General features: G+C 67.7%; 19 protein-coding genes. 13 read left to right on the top strand and 6 right to left on the bottom strand.

What is annotated here, in order from left to right:
• Positions 1 to 43: 43 nt before the first annotated feature.
• From ACQPYM_RS34180 to metG, 5 genes are read left to right on the top strand one after another with little or no spacing between them, the layout of a single operon-like run.
• Positions 44 to 283, top strand: a complete 240-nt coding sequence (locus ACQPYM_RS34180; RefSeq protein ID WP_433008860.1) for a hypothetical protein — start codon at positions 44 to 46, stop codon at positions 281 to 283.
• Positions 280 to 699: a type II toxin-antitoxin system VapC family toxin gene (locus ACQPYM_RS34175; protein WP_433008857.1), complete on the top strand. Its 420-nt coding sequence runs from the start codon at positions 280 to 282 to the stop codon at positions 697 to 699. The genes ACQPYM_RS34180 and ACQPYM_RS34175 overlap by 4 nt, the downstream gene beginning before the upstream one ends.
• A gap of 8 nt (positions 700 to 707) precedes the next feature.
• Positions 708 to 1,538, top strand: a complete 831-nt coding sequence (gene rsmI, locus ACQPYM_RS34170; RefSeq protein ID WP_433023448.1) for a 16S rRNA (cytidine(1402)-2'-O)-methyltransferase — start codon at positions 708 to 710, stop codon at positions 1,536 to 1,538.
• Between the two features lie 31 nt (positions 1,539 to 1,569).
• Positions 1,570 to 2,004, top strand: coding sequence for a DUF5680 domain-containing protein (locus ACQPYM_RS34165; RefSeq protein ID WP_433008854.1), 435 nt, complete (start codon positions 1,570 to 1,572; stop codon positions 2,002 to 2,004).
• 44 nt (positions 2,005 to 2,048) lie between these two features.
• Positions 2,049 to 3,620: a methionine--tRNA ligase gene (gene metG / locus ACQPYM_RS34160; protein WP_433008852.1), complete on the top strand. Its 1,572-nt coding sequence runs from the start codon at positions 2,049 to 2,051 to the stop codon at positions 3,618 to 3,620.
• 269 nt (positions 3,621 to 3,889) lie between these two features.
• Here metG and ACQPYM_RS34155 read toward each other — a convergent pair whose 3' ends face one another.
• From ACQPYM_RS34155 to ACQPYM_RS34135, 5 genes are read right to left on the bottom strand one after another with little or no spacing between them, the layout of a single operon-like run.
• Entirely contained in the window at positions 3,890 to 4,801 is a 912-nt protein-coding gene (locus ACQPYM_RS34155; protein WP_433008850.1) for a phytanoyl-CoA dioxygenase family protein, read from the bottom strand.
• Positions 4,798 to 6,078: an ABC transporter substrate-binding protein gene (locus ACQPYM_RS34150; RefSeq protein WP_433008847.1), complete on the bottom strand. Its 1,281-nt coding sequence runs from the start codon at positions 6,076 to 6,078 to the stop codon at positions 4,798 to 4,800. The genes ACQPYM_RS34155 and ACQPYM_RS34150 overlap by 4 nt, the downstream gene beginning before the upstream one ends.
• A gap of 12 nt (positions 6,079 to 6,090) precedes the next feature.
• Positions 6,091 to 6,903: a carbohydrate ABC transporter permease gene (locus ACQPYM_RS34145; RefSeq protein ID WP_433008844.1), complete on the bottom strand. Its 813-nt coding sequence runs from the start codon at positions 6,901 to 6,903 to the stop codon at positions 6,091 to 6,093.
• Between the two features lie 10 nt (positions 6,904 to 6,913).
• Positions 6,914 to 7,825, bottom strand: a complete 912-nt coding sequence (locus ACQPYM_RS34140) for a carbohydrate ABC transporter permease (protein ID WP_433008841.1) — start codon at positions 7,823 to 7,825, stop codon at positions 6,914 to 6,916.
• Entirely contained in the window at positions 7,818 to 9,191 is a 1,374-nt protein-coding gene (locus tag ACQPYM_RS34135) for a glycoside hydrolase family 36 protein (protein ID WP_433008838.1), read from the bottom strand. Before ACQPYM_RS34135 ends, ACQPYM_RS34140 begins: the two co-directional genes overlap by 8 nt.
• A 75-nt stretch (positions 9,192 to 9,266) precedes the next feature.
• On the opposite strand from ACQPYM_RS34135, the gene ACQPYM_RS34130 reads away from it, so the two are divergent.
• On the top strand, positions 9,267 to 10,184 hold the full coding sequence (locus tag ACQPYM_RS34130) for a helix-turn-helix domain-containing protein (RefSeq protein ID WP_433008835.1): 918 nt from the start codon (positions 9,267 to 9,269) through the stop codon (positions 10,182 to 10,184).
• Here the strand turns inward: ACQPYM_RS34130 and ACQPYM_RS34125 are convergent.
• Positions 10,156 to 12,333, bottom strand: a complete 2,178-nt coding sequence (locus ACQPYM_RS34125) for a discoidin domain-containing protein (protein ID WP_433008832.1) — start codon at positions 12,331 to 12,333, stop codon at positions 10,156 to 10,158. The genes ACQPYM_RS34130 and ACQPYM_RS34125 overlap by 29 nt on opposite strands.
• Before the next feature lie 180 nt (positions 12,334 to 12,513).
• Between ACQPYM_RS34125 and ACQPYM_RS34120 the strand changes: the two genes are divergently transcribed.
• From ACQPYM_RS34120 to ACQPYM_RS34090, 7 genes are all read left to right on the top strand, one after another.
• Entirely contained in the window at positions 12,514 to 12,942 is a 429-nt protein-coding gene (locus ACQPYM_RS34120) for an SRPBCC domain-containing protein (protein WP_433008829.1), read from the top strand.
• Between the two features lie 27 nt (positions 12,943 to 12,969).
• On the top strand, positions 12,970 to 15,267 hold the full coding sequence (locus tag ACQPYM_RS34115) for a hypothetical protein (RefSeq protein WP_433008826.1): 2,298 nt from the start codon (positions 12,970 to 12,972) through the stop codon (positions 15,265 to 15,267).
• A 41-nt stretch (positions 15,268 to 15,308) separates the two neighbouring features.
• The gene (locus ACQPYM_RS34110) at positions 15,309 to 16,223 is read left to right on the top strand and encodes a TatD family hydrolase (protein ID WP_433008823.1); all 915 of its coding nucleotides are present in this window, start codon (positions 15,309 to 15,311) and stop codon (positions 16,221 to 16,223) included.
• A complete protein-coding gene (locus tag ACQPYM_RS34105) occupies positions 16,223 to 16,837 on the top strand; it encodes a nitroreductase family protein (RefSeq protein WP_433008820.1) in 615 nt (204 codons plus the stop codon). The genes ACQPYM_RS34110 and ACQPYM_RS34105 overlap by 1 nt, the downstream gene beginning before the upstream one ends.
• A 218-nt stretch (positions 16,838 to 17,055) precedes the next feature.
• Complete coding sequence (locus ACQPYM_RS34100; protein ID WP_433008818.1) at positions 17,056 to 18,186, top strand: transglycosylase family protein; 1,131 nt, start codon at positions 17,056 to 17,058, stop codon at positions 18,184 to 18,186.
• An 87-nt stretch (positions 18,187 to 18,273) separates the two neighbouring features.
• A complete protein-coding gene (gene rsmA, locus ACQPYM_RS34095; protein WP_433008815.1) occupies positions 18,274 to 19,092 on the top strand; it encodes a 16S rRNA (adenine(1518)-N(6)/adenine(1519)-N(6))-dimethyltransferase RsmA in 819 nt (272 codons plus the stop codon).
• Between the two features lie 174 nt (positions 19,093 to 19,266).
• Positions 19,267 to 20,193 carry a 4-(cytidine 5'-diphospho)-2-C-methyl-D-erythritol kinase gene (locus ACQPYM_RS34090; RefSeq protein ID WP_433008812.1) on the top strand — a complete coding sequence of 309 codons (927 nt, stop codon included), beginning with the start codon at positions 19,267 to 19,269 and terminating at the stop codon, positions 20,191 to 20,193.
• The last annotated feature ends 261 nt before the right edge of the window (positions 20,194 to 20,454 follow it).

The raw sequence follows: 20,454 nt of genomic DNA, 5'->3' as shown, positions 1-20,454 counted from the left end.
GATAACCACGGAAACGTTCGCCGGACCTTCTAGACTCATGACCATGAGGACGCCGAAGGAAGAGCTCCACGCGCTGATCGACTCGCTGTCGGACAGCGCTGCCGCAGATCTCCTGCCGGAACTCCGGCTCCTGAAGCTGCAGGCCGAGGCCGGCGCTGAGCGTCCGCAGCCGAGTGGCGCCTGGCCGCCGGCCTGGTTCGGGTCGATCGAGGGAAGCCGCCCCGACCTGTCCGAGAACCACGAGGACATTCTTCAGGCCGAGCTCGGACGCAATTCCCGGTGATCGTCGTCGACACCGGCCCGCTGGTCGCCGCAGCAATCAGCACCGACACCAACCACCGCCGCTGCGTCGACCTGTTCACGTCCCTGAGGCTGGCCAACGAGCGGCTGATCGTCCCGCCGTTTGTGGTGACAGAGGTGTGCTACCTGCTTGCCCGCGAGAACGGCGCCAAGTCGGAAGAAGCGTTCGCTCGCTCGCTGGCCGCTGGTGACTTCGTCATCGCGCCGGTCACGAGTTCCGGGCTCGACCGTGCCGCTGACTTGATCGGCCAGTACGCCGACCTGCCGCTGGGTTTCGTCGACGCGTCGGTGGTCGCTCTCGCGGAGCAGCTGGAGCTGCAGGAGATTGCGACCTTGGACAGGCGTCACTTCAGTGTTGTCCGGCCTCGGCATGTCGATGCGTTCACTCTGCTGCCGTGAGCGGGCGATTGGTGTTGGTGGGGACTCCTATTGGGGACTTTTCGGATGCTTCGGGGCGGTTGCGGAGGGTTTTGGGGGAAGTTGATGTGGTGGCCGCGGAGGATACTCGGCGGTTGAAGCGGTTGACGAGTGAGTTGGGGATTGTTGTCACCGGGCGGGTGACCAGTTTCTTCGAGGGGAACGAGCGGCAGCGGACCGATGAGTTGGTTCAGGCGTTGCTTGAGGGGCAAACGGTTGCTGTGGTGACCGATGCGGGGATGCCCAGCGTGTCGGATCCGGGGTATCGATTGGTGGCGGCCGCGATCGAGGCGGGGATCCAGGTGACCGCCGTACCGGGGCCGTCCGCCGTACTGACCGCGCTGGCGTTGAGTGGGTTGCCGGTGGATCGGTTCACCTTCGAGGGGTTCCTGCCGCGGAAGTCGGGGGAGCGCGCGAAGCGGTTCGCCGAGCTCGCGCGGGAGCAGCGCACGATGATCTTCTTCGAGGCGCCGCACCGGCTGGCCGCCTCGCTCAAGGATCTCGCCGAGGCGCTCGGCAAGGATCGCCGTACTGCGGTCTGCCGCGAGCTCACCAAGACGTACGAGGAGGTCAAGCGCGGGACCGCCGCCGAGCTGGCCGAGTGGGCCGCCGACGGGGTCCGCGGCGAGATCACCATCGTGGTGGCCGGCGCCGACCCGTCCGCCCGCGAACTCGGTCCCGAGGAGCTGGCCGCCGAGGTGGCCGCCGACGAAGAGGCCGGCACCCCCCGCAAACAGGCCATCGCCGACGTCGCCAAGCGCTTCGGCGTACCGAAACGCACCGTGTACGACGCAGTACTGGCCGCCCGCCCACCCAAGTAATACTGTCGGCGCCGCCTGGTAGATCAAAGGGATGATCACCAGCGAGGAACTCGAAGCCTTCATCGTCCGCGCCAAGGCCGCGAGCTACGTCGGCGACGGCGAACTGCGGTTCACCGACGGCGACCTCGAGTACTGCGACAGCTACCTGGGTGGCGCCGACTTCCTCGGCCAGGAGGTCGTCCGCGTGGGGTCGACGCCGATCTGGGGGATGAACTACTACGGCTTCCTCCTCGAGCCGGGCGTGCTCGATGCGGCCGGGGCTGGGCGGGTCATCAAACGAGCACTGAGCGCGATGTACGCCGAGGGCAGGTTCCTCGGCGGGTTCTCGTACCGGCAGGACGACTGGGTGTACGTCGACGAGAGCCAGGGGACCGTCGATCGGTTCGAAGGGGGTGAGCGGATCGAGAGCGCGGACGGGACTACGGCGTACCGGTTGAGCTACCACGGGGGCCGGATCCTCGCCTGAGGGTCTGGTAAATCGCCCTCAGCCCGAGCACTACCCTTGAGGGCATGTCCGAGAAGGCCTTTTACCTCACCACCCCGATCTACTACGTCACGGCGCCGCCGCACATCGGTAGTGCCTACACGACGGTGGCCGGGGACGTCCTGACCCGTTGGCACGCCCAGCGGGGCGAGCGCAAGTGGTACCTGACGGGTACTGACGAGCATGGCGAGAAGGTGATGCGCAGCGCCCAGGCGCAGGGCATGACGCCGCAGGAGTGGACGGACAAGCTGGTCGAGGAGTCCTGGAAGCCGGCTTGGGTCGATGTCGACATCGACTACGACGACTTCATCCGGACCACCGAGAAGCGGCACACCGAGCGGGTCCGCGACTTCTGGCAGACCCTCTACGACAAGGGTGACGTCTACAAGGGCGAGTACGAGGGCCTGTACTGCGTCGGGTGCGAGGAGTTCAAGCTTCCCGCCGACATCAGGACCGACGAGGACGGCACCCAGCGGTGCATGATCCACGGCACCGAGCTGGAGACGGTCTCGGAGACCAACTACTTCTTCCGGCTGTCCGCGTACGCCGACCGGCTGATCGAGCTGTACGAGTCGCAGCCGGACTTCGTCGCGCCGGCCAGTGCCCGCAACGAGGTCATCTCGTTCGTGAAGCAGGGCTTGCAGGACCTGTCGATCACCCGCTCGACCTTCGACTGGGGCATCCCGGTTCCGTGGGACGAGGACCACGTCCTCTACGTGTGGATCGACGCGCTGCTCAACTACGTCACCGCTGCGGGCTACGGCACCGACCCGGAGCGCTTCGAGGAGCTCTGGCCGGTCGACGTGCACCTGGTCGGCAAGGACATCCTGCGGTTCCACGCGGTGATCTGGCCGGCCATGCTGATGGCTGCCGAGGTCGCAGTACCGAAGCAGGTCTTCGCGCACGGCTGGCTGCTGGTCGGCGGCGAGAAGATGAGCAAATCGAAGCTGACCGCGATCGCGCCGAAGGAGATCACCGACCACTTCGGCTCGGACGCGTTCCGGTACTACTTCCTGCGCACGATCCAGTTCGGTTCGGACGGCTCGTTCTCCTGGGAGCACCTGAACGCGGTGTACACCTCCGAGCTGGCGAACGGCCTCGGCAACCTGGCCAGCCGGATCGCGGCGATGGTGAACAAGTACTTCGACGGCGAACTGCCCGAGCCCGCCGACCACGGCCCGGCCGAGCAGGCGCTCGCCGACCAGCTCGCCGAGGCGGCCACCAAGGCGGACGAGGCGATCAACACCCTCGCGTTCCACGACGCGCTGGCGGCGATCAACGACCTGGTCGGCGCGGTCAACGGCTACGTCTCCGAGCAGGAGCCGTGGAAGGTCGCGAAGGACGAGTCGCAGAAGGCCCGCCTCGCCACCATCCTGTACACCTCGGCCGAGGTACTGCGCGCTGTCGCGGTACTGCACAACCCGACGATGCCGAAGACCGCCGCCAAGCTCTGGACCCTCTTGGGTGCCGAAGCCAAGCTCGGCCCGCTCGCGGACCAGCGCATCCAGGACGCAGGCACCTGGGGCCAACTCCCCGTCGGCTCCGTCCTGGTCAAGGGCGAGTCGCTCTTCCCCCGCCTGGCAGACCCCGAGGCCTAGCCCAGACTGCGGTGCCCGGCCGGCGTCGGCGTCGGCAGGGCACCGCTATTGGCCGGCTGGCCGGTTGTAGAGCCTGTTGCGAATTGGGTTGGGGTTGGCATTGTGTCCCGAGGTCGGTTCCGTGAGCGTGAGATCCGCCGGTCATCGCTCAGGCTGCTGAACCGTTTCGGGAGGGTTTTGTCCAGGACCGGGGTGGGTCTTACCCCCGATCTGGACTACTTCCCTCCCCAGTCGACCGAGTCGTCGTACCGACAGGCGCGTTAGGTCGTCTAGCTGTAGGCGAAGCGGGAAGGGGGCGTGGGGACGTCGTCCAGGCGGGGGTCGAAGCGTTCGACGAAGTTCACCCCGGCCGGGATCTCGATGCTTGCTGTCGAGGTCCAGCCGCGGGTCAGGGTGGGGAAGTCCGGCACATCGGGGTGGTAGTGCGGCTTCCCCGTGCCGAGGGCGTCGACTGCCATCGGGGCGCTGACCGCTTGGTAGCGGAAGTCGGCGGACAACCGGAGTTGCCGCGTCATGTTCGGCATCGCCCCGTGCACGGTCAGGCTGCCGAACAGCAGCACGTCACCCGGCCGGTACGACGTGGTCCGCCACTCGGGGTGGTTCTCATCGGCCTCGGCTCGCATCATCCCGGGTCCGTCCGACGCCTTCACCGGCAGTACGCCGAGCCGCGGCGATCCGGCGAAGACGCGAAGCCCGCCGATCTCGGGTGGCGCGTCACTCAGTGGCAACCACGTCGTCAACGTGTCGATGTCGCCCTGGATGAAGCGGTAGTCCTGGTGGATCGGCGTCGGGTTGGCCCCCGGCGACGGCGGCGCGATCCGGCAGATGTGCGCCGGGTGCGCGAACGCCTCCTCGCCCAGCAACCGCTCCGCCAGCCCCAGCAACTCGGGCCGGATCGCCAGTGCATGAAAGGCCTCCGTGCTCTGGATCGCGGTGTAGGCGCCGAAGAACCCGGGTGAACCTTCCTCGACTGCCCGGCCCGAGGCAAGCAAGTCCTCGGGCGACGACCCAGGCGCGAGCCAGTCGCTGTCGGCGAGAATCTGGGCGATCTGGTTCCGTACGTCGTCGATCACCGCCGCCGGCAGCAGGCCGCGAAAGAACAGGTACCCCTCGGTGGCGAGGCGTTCGCGGAGTACCGCTGCGTCGTCGGCGACGGGGGTGGAGTCGAGCAGCTCTTTCATTTCTTGTTCCCGATCTTGTCCATGGCGGCCGCGATACTGGGCACGCCGGTCTTGTTCAGGTACAGCTCGTTCGCGGTCTTGTTGATCTCGGCAACCTTCGCCGTCCAGCCCTCGGCGATCGGCATGTTCACCGTGCTGCCGGCCGCCGAGTCGAGGAACGGCTGCACGTCGATGTTCTTCTTCTTCCAGTACGCCGCGTAGCCGGCGCCCGCGTCGTTCAGGGCGGGGATGATGTAGCCCGCGTCGCCCATCAGCTTCTGCGCCTTCTCCGAGCCGAGGAAGGCGATCAGCTTGCCGGCCTCGTCGGGGTGCTTGGTCTTCGCGAACATCACCTCGGCCAGCCCGTTGATGACCACCGTCCGCCCGGACGGTCCGGCCGGCAGCGCGGCGACCCCGATCGGGAACTTCACCTCGGGCAACGCGTACGGCAGCAACGCGTTGTTGGCCGGGAACATCGCGACCTCACCGCGGTAGAACATCTCGGTCGCCTGCCCGGTCGGCGGGTTGGTCCGGGTGCCGTCGGGCGAGACCTTCCACTTGAAGATCAGGTCCCGCGCCCATTGCAGTGCCTCGACCGACTTCGGGCCGGCGAAGTCGAAGGCGCCGTACGGCTTGTCCATCGCCTTGCCGCCGTTGGAGGCGATCCAGTTCAGCCACTGCGTCTGGCTGTGGTTCCAGGAGCAGAAGCCCCACTGCTTGTCACCGACCGTCAGCTTGCGGGCGATCTCGAGGAAGTTGCCCGAGCCGTCCGGTGCCCAGGTGAGCTCGGTGGGCATGGTGATCCCGGCCTTGGCGACCAGATTCTTGTTGTAGAGCAGGCCGACCACGCCGAGGTCCTTCGGCATCCCGAGCTGCTTGTCCTCGAACTTGTACGACTGGACCACGTTCGGGTGGTACGAGTCGAGCTTGAGCCCGGCCTTCGCGATCACGTCGTCCAGCGGCGCGAGCACACCCTTGCCGGCCAGGTCGGGGAAGTTCTCGACGGTCAGCCAGAAGACATCGGGCGCCTTGCCACTGGCCAGCTCGGTGGTGAGCTTGGTCCAGTACTGGTCCCAGGGCAGCACCTCCATCCGGACGGTGATGTCGGGGTTCTCGGCGGTGAAGGCTTCGAAGACCTTTTTGTAGCCGACTTCCTGCTGCTCGTCCCACAATCGGTAGACGAGTTCGGTCTTGCCGCCGCTGCTTGCTTTGTCGTTGGACGAGCCGCAGGCAGTCAGGCCGCCGAGCAGACCAGCCGCACCGAGCAACACAGTCCGTCGTGACAGGGGAGTGGACATCATGCCTCCGAATTACTTGAGCCCGGTAACAGCGACCGAGCGGACGATGAAGCGCTGGAAGAAGATGAACAACACCAGCAGGGGAGCCAGCGCGATCAGGCTGCCGGCCATCACGGCGTTGTAGTCGACGCCGATCTCGCTCTTGAACAACGCGATGCCGACCGAGAGCAGCCGCTTGTCCTCGCTGCTCGTGATGATGAGTGGCCACAGGAAGCTGTTCCAGTTGGCGACCACGGCCAACGTGGTGACGGTGACCAGGATCGGTTTGGACAGTGGCAACACGATCGACAGCAGCGTCCGGACCCGCCCGGCGCCGTCGATCCGGGCCGCGTCTTCCAGGTCGGCCGGGATGGTCCGGAAGAACTGCCGGAGCAGGAAGATCGCGTACGGCGTCCCGAGCATCGTCGGCAGCATCAGGCCGGCCCAGGTGTCGACCAGCCCGAGCCGCTGCATCATCAGGTAGAGCGGGATCATCGTCACCACCGGCGGCACCATCAGAGTCGACAAATAGACCCAGAACAAGGTGTCCCGGCCCGGGAACGACAACCGCGCGAACGCATAAGCAGCCAGTACTGCGAACACCAGCTGCCCGACCGTGATGCCCACGGTGACCGCGATGGTGTTGACCAGATAGCCACCGAACCCGGACCCGAACAGCCGGTCGAAAGCCGCCGTGCTGGGTGGCCGGCCGGGCTCCCACGGCGCGGTGGCGAATAGTTGCCCAGGGCCCTTGAAGGCGGTCAGCAGGGTCAGGTAGTAGGGGAAGATCGCGAACACGCAGCCGGCCACCAGGACGCCGTACGGCAGGATCCGGAATCTCGACATCGACACCACCTCAGGAGAAGTCGTACGTCGTGCGACGCTCGAAGTAGACGAACTGGGAGATCGTGACGACCAGGATCACCACGAAGAGCAGCACCGAGATGGTCGAGGCGTAGCCGAAGTCGTACTTGCGGAACGCCTCGTCGTAGATCAGGTAGGTGGCCACCTCGGTGCTGTTGCCGGGGCCGCCCTCGGTCATCACGAAGATCGTGTCGAACGCCTGGAACGAGCCGATCACGTTGGTGATCAGCACGAACAGCATGGTCGGCCGCAGCAGCGGGAGCGTGACGGCGAAGAAGTGCGCGGCCGGTGAGGCACCGTCCAGTGACGATGCCTCGCGCAACGAGGCGGGGATGTTCTGCAACCCGGCCAGGAAGAACAGCATGTTGTAGCCGGCGAACTGCCAGATGTGCACCGCCGCGACACTCGGCATCGCCAGCAGCGACGAGGACAGCCAGGCCGGACCCTCGACGCCGAAGACCGCGAGGAACTGGTTCAGCGCGCCGCGGCCCGGATCGAAGATCCACGTCCAGACCAGGCCCATCGCCACCGGCGTCGCCATCCACGGGATCACCAGCAACGCGCGGAAGTACTTCATCCCGCGAAGTTTCCGGTTGACCAACAAAGACAGCAGCAGAGACAGGATCGTCGTACCGGGGACGCAGATCAGGACGTAGTACAGGGTGACGAGGAAGGAGTGCCAGACGTCGGAGTCGCCGAGCAGGTCGCGGTAGTTGGCCAGGCCGATGAATTCGGGGGTGGACAGCAACTTCCAGTCGAAGAGGCTGAGCACGATGACGATCAGCACCGGTGCGAGCAGGAAGCCGAGGACGCCGACCATGCTCGGAGCGAGCAGGGCGTAACCGGCTAAGGTCTGCCGTTGCCGTTGGGACCCGCGGCTGCGGCGGGGTGCGGGTTTAAGCATCGGGATCCCTCAGCGACGGTTCCTTGAGGGGATGGGGCCGGGGCGAGCTCGGGGTGAGCAGTTCCCGGGTGCGGTCGAGCCCCCACTGGTCGAGTTCGCCGATCGGATCGCTGGACATCCGCAGGCCGGGCGCGGCCTCGATGTGAGCCGCCCACAGCTCGCGTTCCTGCACGTCGGGCCGCACGATCAGGCAGTCGGAATCGTTGGCCCACCAGCGGCCGTGCAGGAACTCGCGAGCGATCGAGGTGGACCGCGCGCCCCGCTGACCGGGTTGGCTGATGTCACCTGAGGGCGGGTCGACCAGCGGGTCGGTGTCGGGGGAGATCCGCATGCAGTCGACCAGTCCGAGGCTCGGCAGGATCGGGGCGCCGCAGCCGTGCAGGATGCGGTTCGGCCCGACCGCCTGGCGGAGCAGACGCAGACCGTGCCGGTACGCCGCGATGCCGTCGAGCTGTTCGTGCCGTCGGCCTTCGATGGCGCCGGCGTACAGGAAGTCGAGTTTGAAGTGGTCGTAGCCCTGGCGGCACAGCTCGGTGAAGACGTCCTGGAGATGTCGGGCGGCGCCGGGATGGGTGACGTCGAGGACAAGTTGCTCCTGGCCCCAGTTGGTACCGGCGGTAATGCCGGGCACGAGCCACTCGGGATGCAACCGCGCGGTCTCGCTCTTGCTGCCGACCAGGAACGGCGCGACCCAGATGCCGGCTCGCCGGCCGCCGGAGCGGATGTCGGCGGCCAGCCGGACCGTCGAGCCGAAGTCTTCGCGCGGAGTCAGCCAGTCGCCGATCTCCGCCTGGTAGCCCTCGTCGAGCAGCACGAGATCGACGCTCAGATCGTGCTCGTCGAACTGCCGCACCTCGGCCATCACGTCCCGCTCGGTGACCTTGCCCCAGTACGCGTACCAACTGCACCACGACGGCCCGAACACCCGTACCGCGTGGTCGAGCGACCCGCGCGCCGCCGAGAACCCGTCGGCCCAGTCGGCCAGCGCCGTGTTCGGGTTGGCGTAGGTGCCGGTGGCAACCGACACCTCGCCGTCGGCGGAAACGACGAGCCGGTCGCCGTGCACCTCGCACCGGATCGATGGCACCAGGTCTGGGGAGGTGGCGCCGATCACGGTCACATCGTTGCCATTGGCAACGGCGAGCAGGCCCTCGCCCTGGAAGCGGGCCAGGCCGGCTTCGGCAGACCCAGCCATCGGCTGGGCCGCCCCGGGCCGATAGGCCATGACGTGGTGGTTCGCAGCGGTGGGCCGCGGTGGCTGCGCGCTGAGCGGGTACCAGCCGGAGGGGCTCCAGGACTGCCAGCCGTGTTCGAAGACCAGGGTGGTGGCATCGGCGGGGAGTTCGGTGACGGGGACGAAACCCACGGGGATCCTCGATTCTGGGGATACAGGATCTTGCTGCTGTGTGGGTAATCTAGGGACCCGCGCGAAGGGTGCACTATGACAGAGCCTGCTGATTTTGAGCACGATCTTGCTACTCAGGTCCTGATCGAGCTCTACAGCGAGATCCCGCCGCCGAGCAAACTGGTGACCGGCCACTTCCACAGCGGTGGCGACTACCGGGTGGTCCGGCCGGGCGGCGTCGGCAGTTGGTACCTGCTCTACACCGCCGGCGGCACGGGGCAGTTCCAGATCGCGGGCGACAGACTCACGCTGCGCCACGGCGACCTGGTGCTGGTCAGCCCGGGGACCGAGCACGACTACGGCACGGTCGGCACCTACTGGGAGACCTGGTGGGCGCACTTCCAGCCGCGGCGGGAGTGGCACGCCTGGTGGTCGTTGCCGCAAGCAATGCCCGGTCTGTCCTACGTGCGGCTCACCAGGCCGTCCGAGACCGACCGTCTGGTGTCCGCGTTCGCCAGGCTGCACAGGGATGCGCAGCTGGCCGGTCTGTCACCGACGGGTGACACCGAGTTGCATCTGCTGGAGAAGAACCTCGCCGTCCAGCTGACGATGAACGGCATCGAGGAAGTCCTGCTGATCGCGACGAGCAGCCTGCGCAAGGACACCCGTCAGCTCGACTCGCGGGTGCAGCTGGTGCTGGACGCGGTCACCTCCGACCCGTCCCGCCCGTACACGCTGACGAGCCTGGCCGGGCTTGCCCAGGTCTCCGTCTCGAGGCTCGCCCACCTGTTCAAGGAACAGGTGGGCGACTCGATCATGAACGTCGTCGTCGGGCTACGGCTCCAGCGCGCCTCCGAGCTGCTCGGCGCGACCGACATGTCCGTCGCGCAGATCGCCCGCGCGGTGGGCTTCGAGTCCCCGCACTACTTCAGTCGGCAGTTCGGCCAGCGCTTCGGCCTGTCGCCGACCAAGTACCGCCAGAAGGTCAGGAGCCCGGAGTTAGAGCAATATTGAGTTCGGTGGCGGCCGCGTAGTTCGCGCCGCCTTCGAGGCCGATCAGACGGACGTAGCGGGCCGTCGTACCGGCTGGGAAGCGGGCGATCTTGGCGTCGACCGTGCCATCCCAGTTGCCGGTGGCAACTGATTGCCAGAGGTTGCCGTCGGCGCTCACCTGGACGTCGTACTTCGAGATCCGGCCGTTCGGCACCGCTGCGTCCTGGCGTGGCGTGTAGACGAGCGCCTCGATCGAGCGGGTCTGCTTGAGGTCGAGAGTGATGTACTGCGGCAACGGCGCATGCGGACTCCAGTTGGAGTGCCACATCGTGGTGCAACTGCCGTCGAGCGCGGCCGCGGCACTGTAGGCGGGCGACCCCTGACTCGTCGCGGTGGCGGTCATCTCGCTTTGCGGCAAAAGGTTCAGCGGCCCGAACGGACCGTCGACCGGTGGCGGCGTACCCGGGATCGCCGTCACCCTGCCGAGTGCGGGAGCCGTGATCGACTGGCGGCTTCGCAAGTAGTTCAGGAAGACCTCCTGGCCCATTCGCGGTGCCCGGATGAGATCCGTGTACTGCTGGAAACCCGGATACCCGTACTGCGCCCCGTGCAACGGCATCGCCGCGCTGGTGGTCACGCGATACGTCTTGCCCAGTTCCAACCGTTTGCCGCGGATGAACACCTTCGCCGGATCGACCCGCTGACCCACCGGCTTGCCGAGATCGTAGGAGTACCGGACCTGATCGGAGACGGCGAGCGAGGACAGCCGCCGGCACCCGTACGCCGGTGGGATCCATTGCTGCTCGAGGAGCTGCTCGATGGTCGAGCCCTTGAGCGACAGTGTGGTGATGGGCGAGATGCCGGCCACCGGCCACGCATCGCCGTACCGGACCGTGCCGGCCTTGAGTCCGGTCGCGATCACGTCGATGCCCAGGTCGGCCGGTACGAGCGCGAGGTCGGCGCCACCGTGGGCGGTGTGCGCGGCCTCCGAGCGGTAGAGGTCCGCGACCAGGTTGCCGGTGCGGCTCTCCGCGGTCTTGGAGAAGTCGAGGTCGCGGTCGAGCTTGGCCAACGGCTGGGTCTGCCGGACGGCCCACTTGTCCATCCAGTACTTCACGATCTTCTGGACGCCGGCGTCGGGCGTGAGGTCCTTGGTCACAGCGTGGTTGGTGGCGGTGGTCGCCGAGCGGATCACCTCACCGGTCGCCGGGGCGAGCGACAGGTTGACCTCGCCGAGCAACCGGCCGTGGTTGGAGGCCTCCAGGACAGGCCGCGGTACGCCGTTCGGGTCGGGGATCATGCAGTTGAAGGCGGTGTGCCAGTGGCCGCCGAGGATCACGTCGACGTCGGGGGAGATCGCCCGAGCGGCGTCGAAGATCGGCCCGGTCGGGTTCTTGCACTCGTTGAACAGCCCGCCCTGCTGACCGCCCTCGTGCATGCTGACCACGATCGCGTTCACACCCTGCGCCTTGAGCTCGGCCGCGGCCCGGTTCGTCCCGTCGACCAGCCCCTGGAACTCCAGCCCGGACTGCGCGATGGACAGCGTCTCGTGCGGCGTACCGGGGAAGGTCACCCCGATGAAGCCGACCCGCGCCGTCCCGGCCTGCGCGATCCAGTACGGCGGAAGGACCGGCTGTTTCGAGGCGGCGTCCACCACGTTGGCCGCGTGATAGCCGTAGTCGGTGCCCTGGAACGGGCGCCCGGTCGAGTCGGTGAAGCAGCTGTCGAAGCCGGGCTTGCCGTAGCACTCACCCGACACCATCCGCCGCAGGAACGGCAGCTCTCGATCGAACTCGTGGTTGCCCGCGACATCGAAGTCCATCCCGAACGCGTTCAGCACCTCGATCGTCGGCTCGTTCGCGAACGCCTGGGTGTAGTCGGGCCAGCCGCTGAACTGGTCACCCGACCCGACCATGAAGCTGTTCGGCTGCCCGGTCCGGAGCTTGTCCAGATGCGCCTTCAGGTACGCCGCGCCGCCGACGGCGAGGCTGCCCGACGGGCCGGCGATGGTCAGGTTCTCGGTCTCGGACAAGTACCCGTGCAGGTCGGTCAGGCTGAGGACCTGGACGGGAATGGGAGCGGCGACGGCTTCTGTCGGTACGACGAGAGTGGTGGTCAACACCGCGCCCACCAAGGCGATCATGGCGCTGAGTCGGGACTTCCTGGGCATCGGCTGCTCCTGGGTCGTCGAGCGGAACGAGTCGCAACCTAGCCAGCCCAGCGGCCCTGCCGATATCGCCGAGCTTGCTGAGTTCCTGCACGATCCGGCTGCGGTGACGCCTTTCTACAAGACGGTGGCGGCGGGTGGTCGTACGGTCGGAGGAGAGCAGATCGATGGGAGTTGGACATCATGGCCGACTATGTGGCCACCGCGGAGACCGAGATCGAGGCGTCGCCCGAGCAGGTCTGGGACGTGCTGACCGATCCTGAGCAGGTCAGGAAGTTCATGTTCGGGGCCGACGTGCAGACCGACTGGCAGCAGGGCAGTCCGATCACCTGGCAGGGCGAGTACGAGGGCAAGAAGTACACCGACAAGGGCGAGATCCTCGCGGTGGAGACGGGACGCCTGCTCAAGGTGACCCACTACAGCCCGCTGAGCGGTCAGCCCGACGAACCGGAGAACTACCACACCCTCACCTACGAGCTGACCGGCGACGGCACCAGGACGCACCTCAAGTTGAGCCAGGACAACAACGGCAGCCAGGAGGAGGCGGACCACTCCCGCGGCATGTGGGAGATGCTCGTCAAGGGCGTGAAAGAGGCAGCCGAGAACAACTAGCCCCCGGGTAGGCGTCATCATTACCGGATGACGGGGACGAATCCGACAGTAATCACTCGGTCACTGCCCGGCATCGGGCTGCTCGGGTGGTGGCTGCTGGTGCCGGTCAGTGCGGTGCTGCTGCTGGTCCGGATCGGCGACTCGACCGGTGAGAGTGTCCGCTGGATCCTCACCTGGCTGATCGCCGTCCTGCTGCCCGGCACACTGCTGTGGCGCGCCCTGGCCGGCGGCCGATCGTTGACCCAGGACCTCGGATTCGGAGCTGTCCTCGGCCTAGCCTGGCAGCTGGCAGTCTGGGGAATCTGTACTGCGCTCGGCGTCCCGCTGCTGCAGTGGGCCTTCGTCGCCGGCTTGCTGGTGGTCTTCGCCGCCAGCAAGACGCTGCGGCCGCATCTCGCCTGGCGCGGCACCAGCCCGTCGCCGCCTCACTGGTGGCACATCCTGCTCGTGGCCAGCCTCTTGCTGGCCATGGTGCGGACTGTGGTGGTCATCCTGCGACCTGTCCCGCTGCCGCCGATCGCAGCGACGCGACACCAGGACATCTGGTACCAGCTCGGGCTGGTCCAGCAGTTGCTGCGTGACGTGACGCCTGCCGACCCCTGGGTGCTGGGCGAGCCGCTGATCTACCACTGGTTCGCGACCGCCTCGATGGCCAGCGGTTCGGTCATGGCCGATGTGCGGCCGCCGCAGGTGCTCATCCACGAGTGGCCGCTCACGATGCTGCTCACTCTGGTCCTGGCCGGCTGGGCCGCTGGCGAGGCGCTGAGCCAGCGAGCCTGGGCCGCACCGCTGGCGGGTGCTCTCGCCGGCGTACTGCCGGGCGCCATCCAGTTGGTCGACACTCCTACTGCCAACATGTCGGCGGCGCAGGTGGTGCAGGGGCCGACGGGCACTATGGCCGGGGTCGTGATGCTGGGGTTGGTCGGTCCGACCGTGCTGATCCTGCGACGCCAGGCGGGTCCGGGTGTCTGGACCGCGATGGTGCTGATGCTCGCGCTGGCGACCGGGACGAAGCCGACGCTACTCCCGATCATGGTGGTCGGTTGCCTCTTCGCCGGTACCTGCGCCTGGGTTGTGGAGCGCCAGGCGCCGTGGCGGACGGCCGCGTTGGCTGGGGTGGCGGCTGCGTTCCTGCTGGCGTCGTCGTTCGCGTTGACCGGCAGTACGGGCGGCAGCCGGTTCCAGTTCCTCGCGGCGCTTCGCGTCCAGCCGTACTACCAGGCCGTCACTGGCGACAAGACCTACCCGGCCACGGGCAACTGGGTGCTGCCGTCGCTGGAGTACGGCGATGCCCGGATGATCCTGTTCGCCGTTGTGCTGGTGGCCTATTACCTTGTGGTCAACGCGGTCCGGTTGCTGACGCTGCTGGGGTTGAAGATGTCCCCGGTACGCCGCGATCCGGCGTACTGGTGGATCGGTGGCTGTGTCATGGCCGGCACTGGCGTGACGCTGATCTTCTCGCACACGGGCTATTCGGAGTACCACTTCCTGGGCGCGATCCTGGCGCTCGGGATGGTCGGAGTGGTTGCCGTTGGCGTCAACCTTTCTGGGCAGATGCAGCCTGGGCAGACGCGGCCGCGCGAGCTCGTCGTGGTTGCGGTTGCTGGGCTGCTCACCGCGACGGCGACCTATCTCCTCTGGCCGACCGACACCGGGACCCACACGGTGGCGCGCGCCGCGGCCGGGTTGCTGGCGCCGTTCGGCGTGCTGGCGGTGGTCGGGGCGATCGCGATCGTGGGGATCAACCGGACACGGCAGGCCGCATCGGCCGCAGTACAGGTGATTGTGCTGATGGTGGCGGCGAGTCTGCCGGTGCAGTTCATCGTGCTCGGGGATGCGGTGCGGGATGCGGCCAGGCCGTTGCCGCCGCCGAACATCGAGTGGCGGACGTACCTGACCAAGGAAGAGCAGAGCGCGATGCTCTGGCTGCGCAAGCATCTCGAGCCCAATGATGTGGCCGTCAGCAACGTGTTCTGCATGCCGGCGCCGTACCGGCCGGGGTGCCCCAACGACGCGTACTGGATGACCGGGCTGAGTGGTGTGCAGCTGTGGATCGGTGGCTGGGCCTACGCGCCGGCGAACCTGGCGGCCACCGATCATCGGCGCAGCTTCCTGCTCCAGCAGTCGCCGTGGCCCGATCGCGTGCTGGACAGCCGGATCGCGGTCGAGAAGCCGTCCGAGCAGCACCTGGCGAAACTGGCCGGCGACTTCGGCATCACCTTGGTCATCGGCGACCTGCGAGCCGGCCCGGTCTCCCCGAAACTGGAACAGCTCGCCACCGAGATCTACCGCAACCAGGACATCCGCATCTACCGCCTCCGATAACCCGTACGGCGTTGTCGGCTCCGGTCAGTAGGCTGTTCCTCATGTCTACCGACGGTGTGGAGGTCGATCGTCCGACCCGGGAACGTGCTGCCATCGGGGAGGACGGCCGCTCGCGGGATCGCAGCCGGCCCGCGGTGCCGGACCAGTTGCCGATGAGTGTGGTCGACGCGCACTGCCACCTGGACATCGCCGACGGCGAGGACGGCAACTGGCTGGCCGCCGCCGAGGCGATCAAGCTGGCCGCGTCCGTCGGGGTGACCCGGATCGTCCAGGTCGGCTGCGACCTGCCCGGCGCGGTCTGGGCGGTCGAGGCCGCCGAGCAGTACCCGAACCTGATCGCCGGCGTCGCCCTGCACCCGAACGAGGCGCCGAAGCTGGCCGCGGCCGGTGAGCTGGACAGCGCGCTGGCCGAGATCGAGCGGCTCGCCTCCTCGTCGGAGAAGGTCCGGGTGATCGGCGAGACCGGCCTGGACTACTTCCGGACCGGCGAGGATGGCCGGGCCGCGCAGCACGCGTCGTTCGCGGCGCACATCGAGCTGGCCAAGCGGCTGGACAAGACGCTGATGATCCACGACCGGGACGCGCACGACGACATCCTGGCCATCCTGGACCGCGAAGGCGTGCCGGACCGGCTGGTGATGCACTGCTTCTCCGGCGACACCGAGTTCGCCCGCGAGTGCGTCAACCGTGGAGCGTTCCTGAGCTTCGCCGGGGTGATCACGTTCAAAAATGCCCAGTCGCTGCGGGACGCGCTGGCCGTGACACCGCTGGACCGGGTCCTGGTCGAGACGGACGCGCCGTACCTGACGCCGATGCCGCATCGCGGGCAGCCGAACGCGTCGTACCTGATCCCGCACACGGTCCGGAAGATGGCCGGGGTCCTGAACATCTCGGTCGCCGAGCTGTGCCAGGCGCTGTCGGACAACTCCGACCGGGCGTTCGGCGGGTCCTGGTAATGGAGTTCAGCGAGGTCGTCCGGCGCCGGCGGATGGTGCGCAACTACGACCCCGACCGGCCGGTGCCGGCCGAGATCCGGGAGCGGATCCTGGAGAACGGGCTGCACGCGCCGTCAGGCGGGTTCAGCCAGGGCTGGGCGTTCCTAACCCTCGAAGGGGACGACCGGGAGCGGTACTGGCGGATCGCGGCCGAGGATCCGGACGAGAAATATGTGGAGTGGATCACAGGGCTGCGGCGGGCTCCGCTGCTGATCTTCGCGTTCGCCCACAAGGACGCGTACCTCGACCGGTACACCGCGCCGGACAAGGGCTGGACCGACCGGGACGAGAAACACTGGACGGCGCCGTACTGGTACATCGACACCGGGATGGCGGCTCTGCTGATGTTGCAGACGGTGGTCGACGAAGGCTTGGGTGCTTGCCTTTTCGGGCCGCCGGCGGAAAAAGTGGAGCGGCTCAAGGAGGAGTTCGGCGTACCGGCCGGGTTCGATCCGGTGGGGGTCATCTCGGTCGGCTACCGGGCCCCCGACAAGCGGTCGCCATCGCTGAAGCGTGGGCGTCGCAGTACTGCCGAAGTCGTGCATCGCGGGCACTGGGGCCGTCACGACGGGTGATGGGCCCGTTACACCTTTTTGCGACTCGCCGACCAGTGGATTGGCGCTTGCGGCACTTGTTCGTTACTGTCTCGTGATGTTGGCCGGGATCGGGGAAGGTTCCGGGTGGCACGCCCCTCGGCGGAGGACCGTGGTTTCCGGGCCCTGTACCCGGCATACGCGGCCTTGCGCCAGTGCCGCCTCACCCCGTGCCCGGGTAGCTCTACCTGGGAGCGTTAGTGCGTAAGTCCATCATCGCGGCTGTGGGCGCCACGGCCGTGTTTGCCGTCGTGGGCGGCTCTGTGGCCTATGCGACCAAGAGCAAGACCGTGAGCCTCTCGATCGACGGCCAGGTGCAGCAGGTCCACACCTTCGGCTCCACCGTCGGGGACGCCCTCAAAGCGAAGAAGATCCAGGTCGGCGAGCGTGACCTGGTGGCCCCTGCGCTGGATGCCAAGCTGCAGGACGGGCAGGAGATCGCGGTGCAGTACGGCCGCCAGCTGACCGTCACCGCGGATGGCTCGAAGAAGACCTTCTGGACCACGGCGGACAGCCTCAGCGAGGCGATGACCGACCTGGGCCTCCGCTATGACGGTGCCGTCTTCTCCACCAGCCGGAGCGCGCCGATCGGGCGCGAAGGCCTGGAGCTGACCGTTCGCACCCCCAAGACCCTGCAGATCGTCCGGCTGGGCAAGGCCGTCGCGGTCAAGTCGATGGCAGCGACCGTGGGTGAGGCGCTGACCAGCGCCAAGATCCCGTTCGACTCCAACGACCGGATCGTCCCGGCCGCGACCACCGCCCTCAAGCCGGGCAGCGTGACCAAGGTCGTCGTGGTCAAGGTCGACACCCGCACTCTCACCGAGAAGCAGGCCATCGCCTTCGACAAGGTGGAGACCAAGTCGGCGACGCTCGAAGAGGGCGAGACCAAGACCACCACGAAGGGCGTGGCCGGCTCCAAGTCGGTCAAGTACCTGCTGACGTACCTGGACGGCAAGCTGGCGACCAAGAAGCTGGTCTCCAGCAGCGTGGTCACCAAGCCCGTCGACGAGCTCGTCACGGTCGGCACCAAGCCGAAGCCGGAAGAGCCCGCAACACCCCCCGCGGCCGACGAAGAGCCGGCCACCGGCAACACCAGCGCCTGGGACCGGATCGCCGAGTGCGAGTCGGGCGGCAACTGGGCGACCAACACCGGCAACGGGTACTACGGCGGCCTGCAGTTCAGCAGTGGCACCTGGGCGGCCTACGGCGGTACGAAGTACGCCCCGAACGCGCACCTGGCGTCCAAGGCGCAGCAGATCGCGATCGCCGAGAAGGTGCGCGCGGCCCGCGGCGGCTACGGTGACTGGCCGCACTGTGGCAAGAGGGCTTGATCCTGAGGCTTCTCTGCCAGACTGGCGCTTGTGACCAGCGCTGATTCATCCACTTCCGCCGGACCGAGGCTTCTCGGTCCGGCGGAAGTGCGTTCACTGGCTGCCCGGCTCGGGGTGCGCCCGACCAAGCAGCGCGGCCAGAACTTCGTCATCGACCCGAACACGGTCCGCCGCATCGTCCGGGCCGCCGAGCTGTCGGCGGAGGGCGAGACGGTGCTGGAGGTGGGTCCAGGGCTCGGTTCGCTGACGCTGGCATTGCTTGCCGAGGGCCACCGGGTGACCGCGGTCGAGATCGACCCGGTGCTGGCCGGTGCGCTGCCCGCCACGATCGCGGAGTACGCGCCGAACCAGGCCGCCCGGCTGACCGTGGTCGAGGCCGACGCGATGAACGTCGGACCGGCCGACATCGGTGAGCCTGACTCGTGTGTCGCGAACCTGCCGTACAACGTCGCAGTACCGGTTCTGCTGCATCTACTGGCCATCTCGCCGTCGCTACGGCACGGGCTGGTGATGGTCCAGTCCGAGGTGGCTGACCGGCTGGCGGCGCCGCCTGGGTCGCGCACGTACGGCATCCCGTCCGCCAAGGCCGCCTGGTACGCCGATGTCCGCCGCGCCGGCCCCATCGGCCGCAACGTCTTCTGGCCGGCCCCGAACGTCGATTCCGGATTGGTTGCCTTCACCCGGCGTGAGCCACCGGCAACTGTCGCCACCCGCCAAGAGGTCTTCGCCGTCATCGAGGCGGCCTTCTCGCAACGCCGCAAGACGGTCCGCTCGGCCCTGGCGCGCTGGATGCCCGACCGCGAACGCCTCGACGCCATCCTCGCCACGGCCGGCATCGACCCGACCCTGCGCGGCGAGATGCTCGGCATCGAGCAGTTCGCCGCAATCGCCGGTGCTGGGCACTAGTGCCCCGCGCCGGAATTTGCGTTGCGCTAGCGGCGCCCAGGCACGCACCTCGCGGCAGCGGAGAAACGGCAACGATGGAAAAACATCGCGGCCGCTCCTCCGCCACCGCGATGCACGCACCTGGACACCGCTATCGCTAACGCAAATTCCGGCGTGGGGCACTAGCCTGTGGCGGTGTCTGCTCATCAGGTGACGGTCCGGTCGCCGGCCAAGATCAATCTCGGTCTGGCCGTCGGTCCGCCGCGCCCGGACGGCTTCCATCCGCTCGCCACCGTCTACCAGGCCGTTGCCTTGTACGACGATGTCACGGCGACGCTGCGCGACGACTCGGAAGTCACCGTCGAGGTGCTCGGCGACTTCGCCGACGACGTCCCGGTCGACGAGTCGAACCTCGCCGTCCGGGCCGCGCGGCTGCTGCAGGCGGAGTACGACGTGGACGAAGGCGTCGATCTCACCATCCGCAAGACCATCCCGGTCGCGGGCGGCATGGCGGGCGGCTCCACGGACGCCGCCGCGACACTCGTTGCCTGCAACCGGTTGTGGGGGCTCGGGCTGGTGCAGTCCGAGCTGGAACACCTCGCGGCGGAGTTGGGCAGCGACGTACCGTTTTGCCTCGTCGGTCACACGGCGTTGGGTCGCGGCCGTGGTGAGCAGGTCACCGAGGTGATGTCGCGCGGCACCTTCCACTGGGTGTTCGCGATCGCCGACGGCGGTCTCTCGACGCCGGCCGTCTACAAAGAACTCGACCGCCTCCGCCCCCTCCGCCGCGTCGAGCCACCGGAGGTCCGGCCCGAACTCCTCTCCGCCCTCCTCTCGGGCCAGCCCGCCGCCCTGGCAGTTGCCGTCAGCAACGACCTCCAAGTAGCTGCCCTCTCCTTGCGCCCAGAGCTGGCCGCCACGCTCCAATTCGGCCTGGACCAAGGCGCCCTAGCCGCCATGATCTCCGGCTCCGGCCCCACCTGCCTCTTCCTGGCAGCCGACAGCCGCCGAGCGGTCGACCTAGCCGTAGAACTAGCCGAATCCGGCCTCTGCCGAGTGGTCCGCCAAGCCGAAGGCCCAGTCCCCGGCGCCCGAATCCTCCCAGCCCCCATCAACCGCTAGTGCTGCGTCTAGCAGCGTTGGGAAGGTAATCGTGTGTTGAGGGCGTCTGGACGGCAGGTCTTGCGGGGGGGGGGGTACGACAGCAGTTGGATCCGCAGCCAGGGCCCCGGACCCGGCCAGGCGCGCTGCCGGCCCCGTGAGCAGCGAGCCGGTCAACCGGCGATGACGCCGTCGTGAACCGGCCGGGGCCCCCCGACACCCACGGATCCCCACCGCATCAATGCCGTCCTGGACGACCCACCGCTGAGCGTGGCGAGTCTC

The sequence above is a fragment of the Kribbella sp. CA-294648 genome (assembly GCF_050943845.1).
Taxonomy (GTDB): Bacteria; Actinomycetota; Actinomycetes; order Propionibacteriales; family Kribbellaceae; genus Kribbella.
This window is presented reverse-complemented; position numbering and strand designations above follow the sequence as displayed.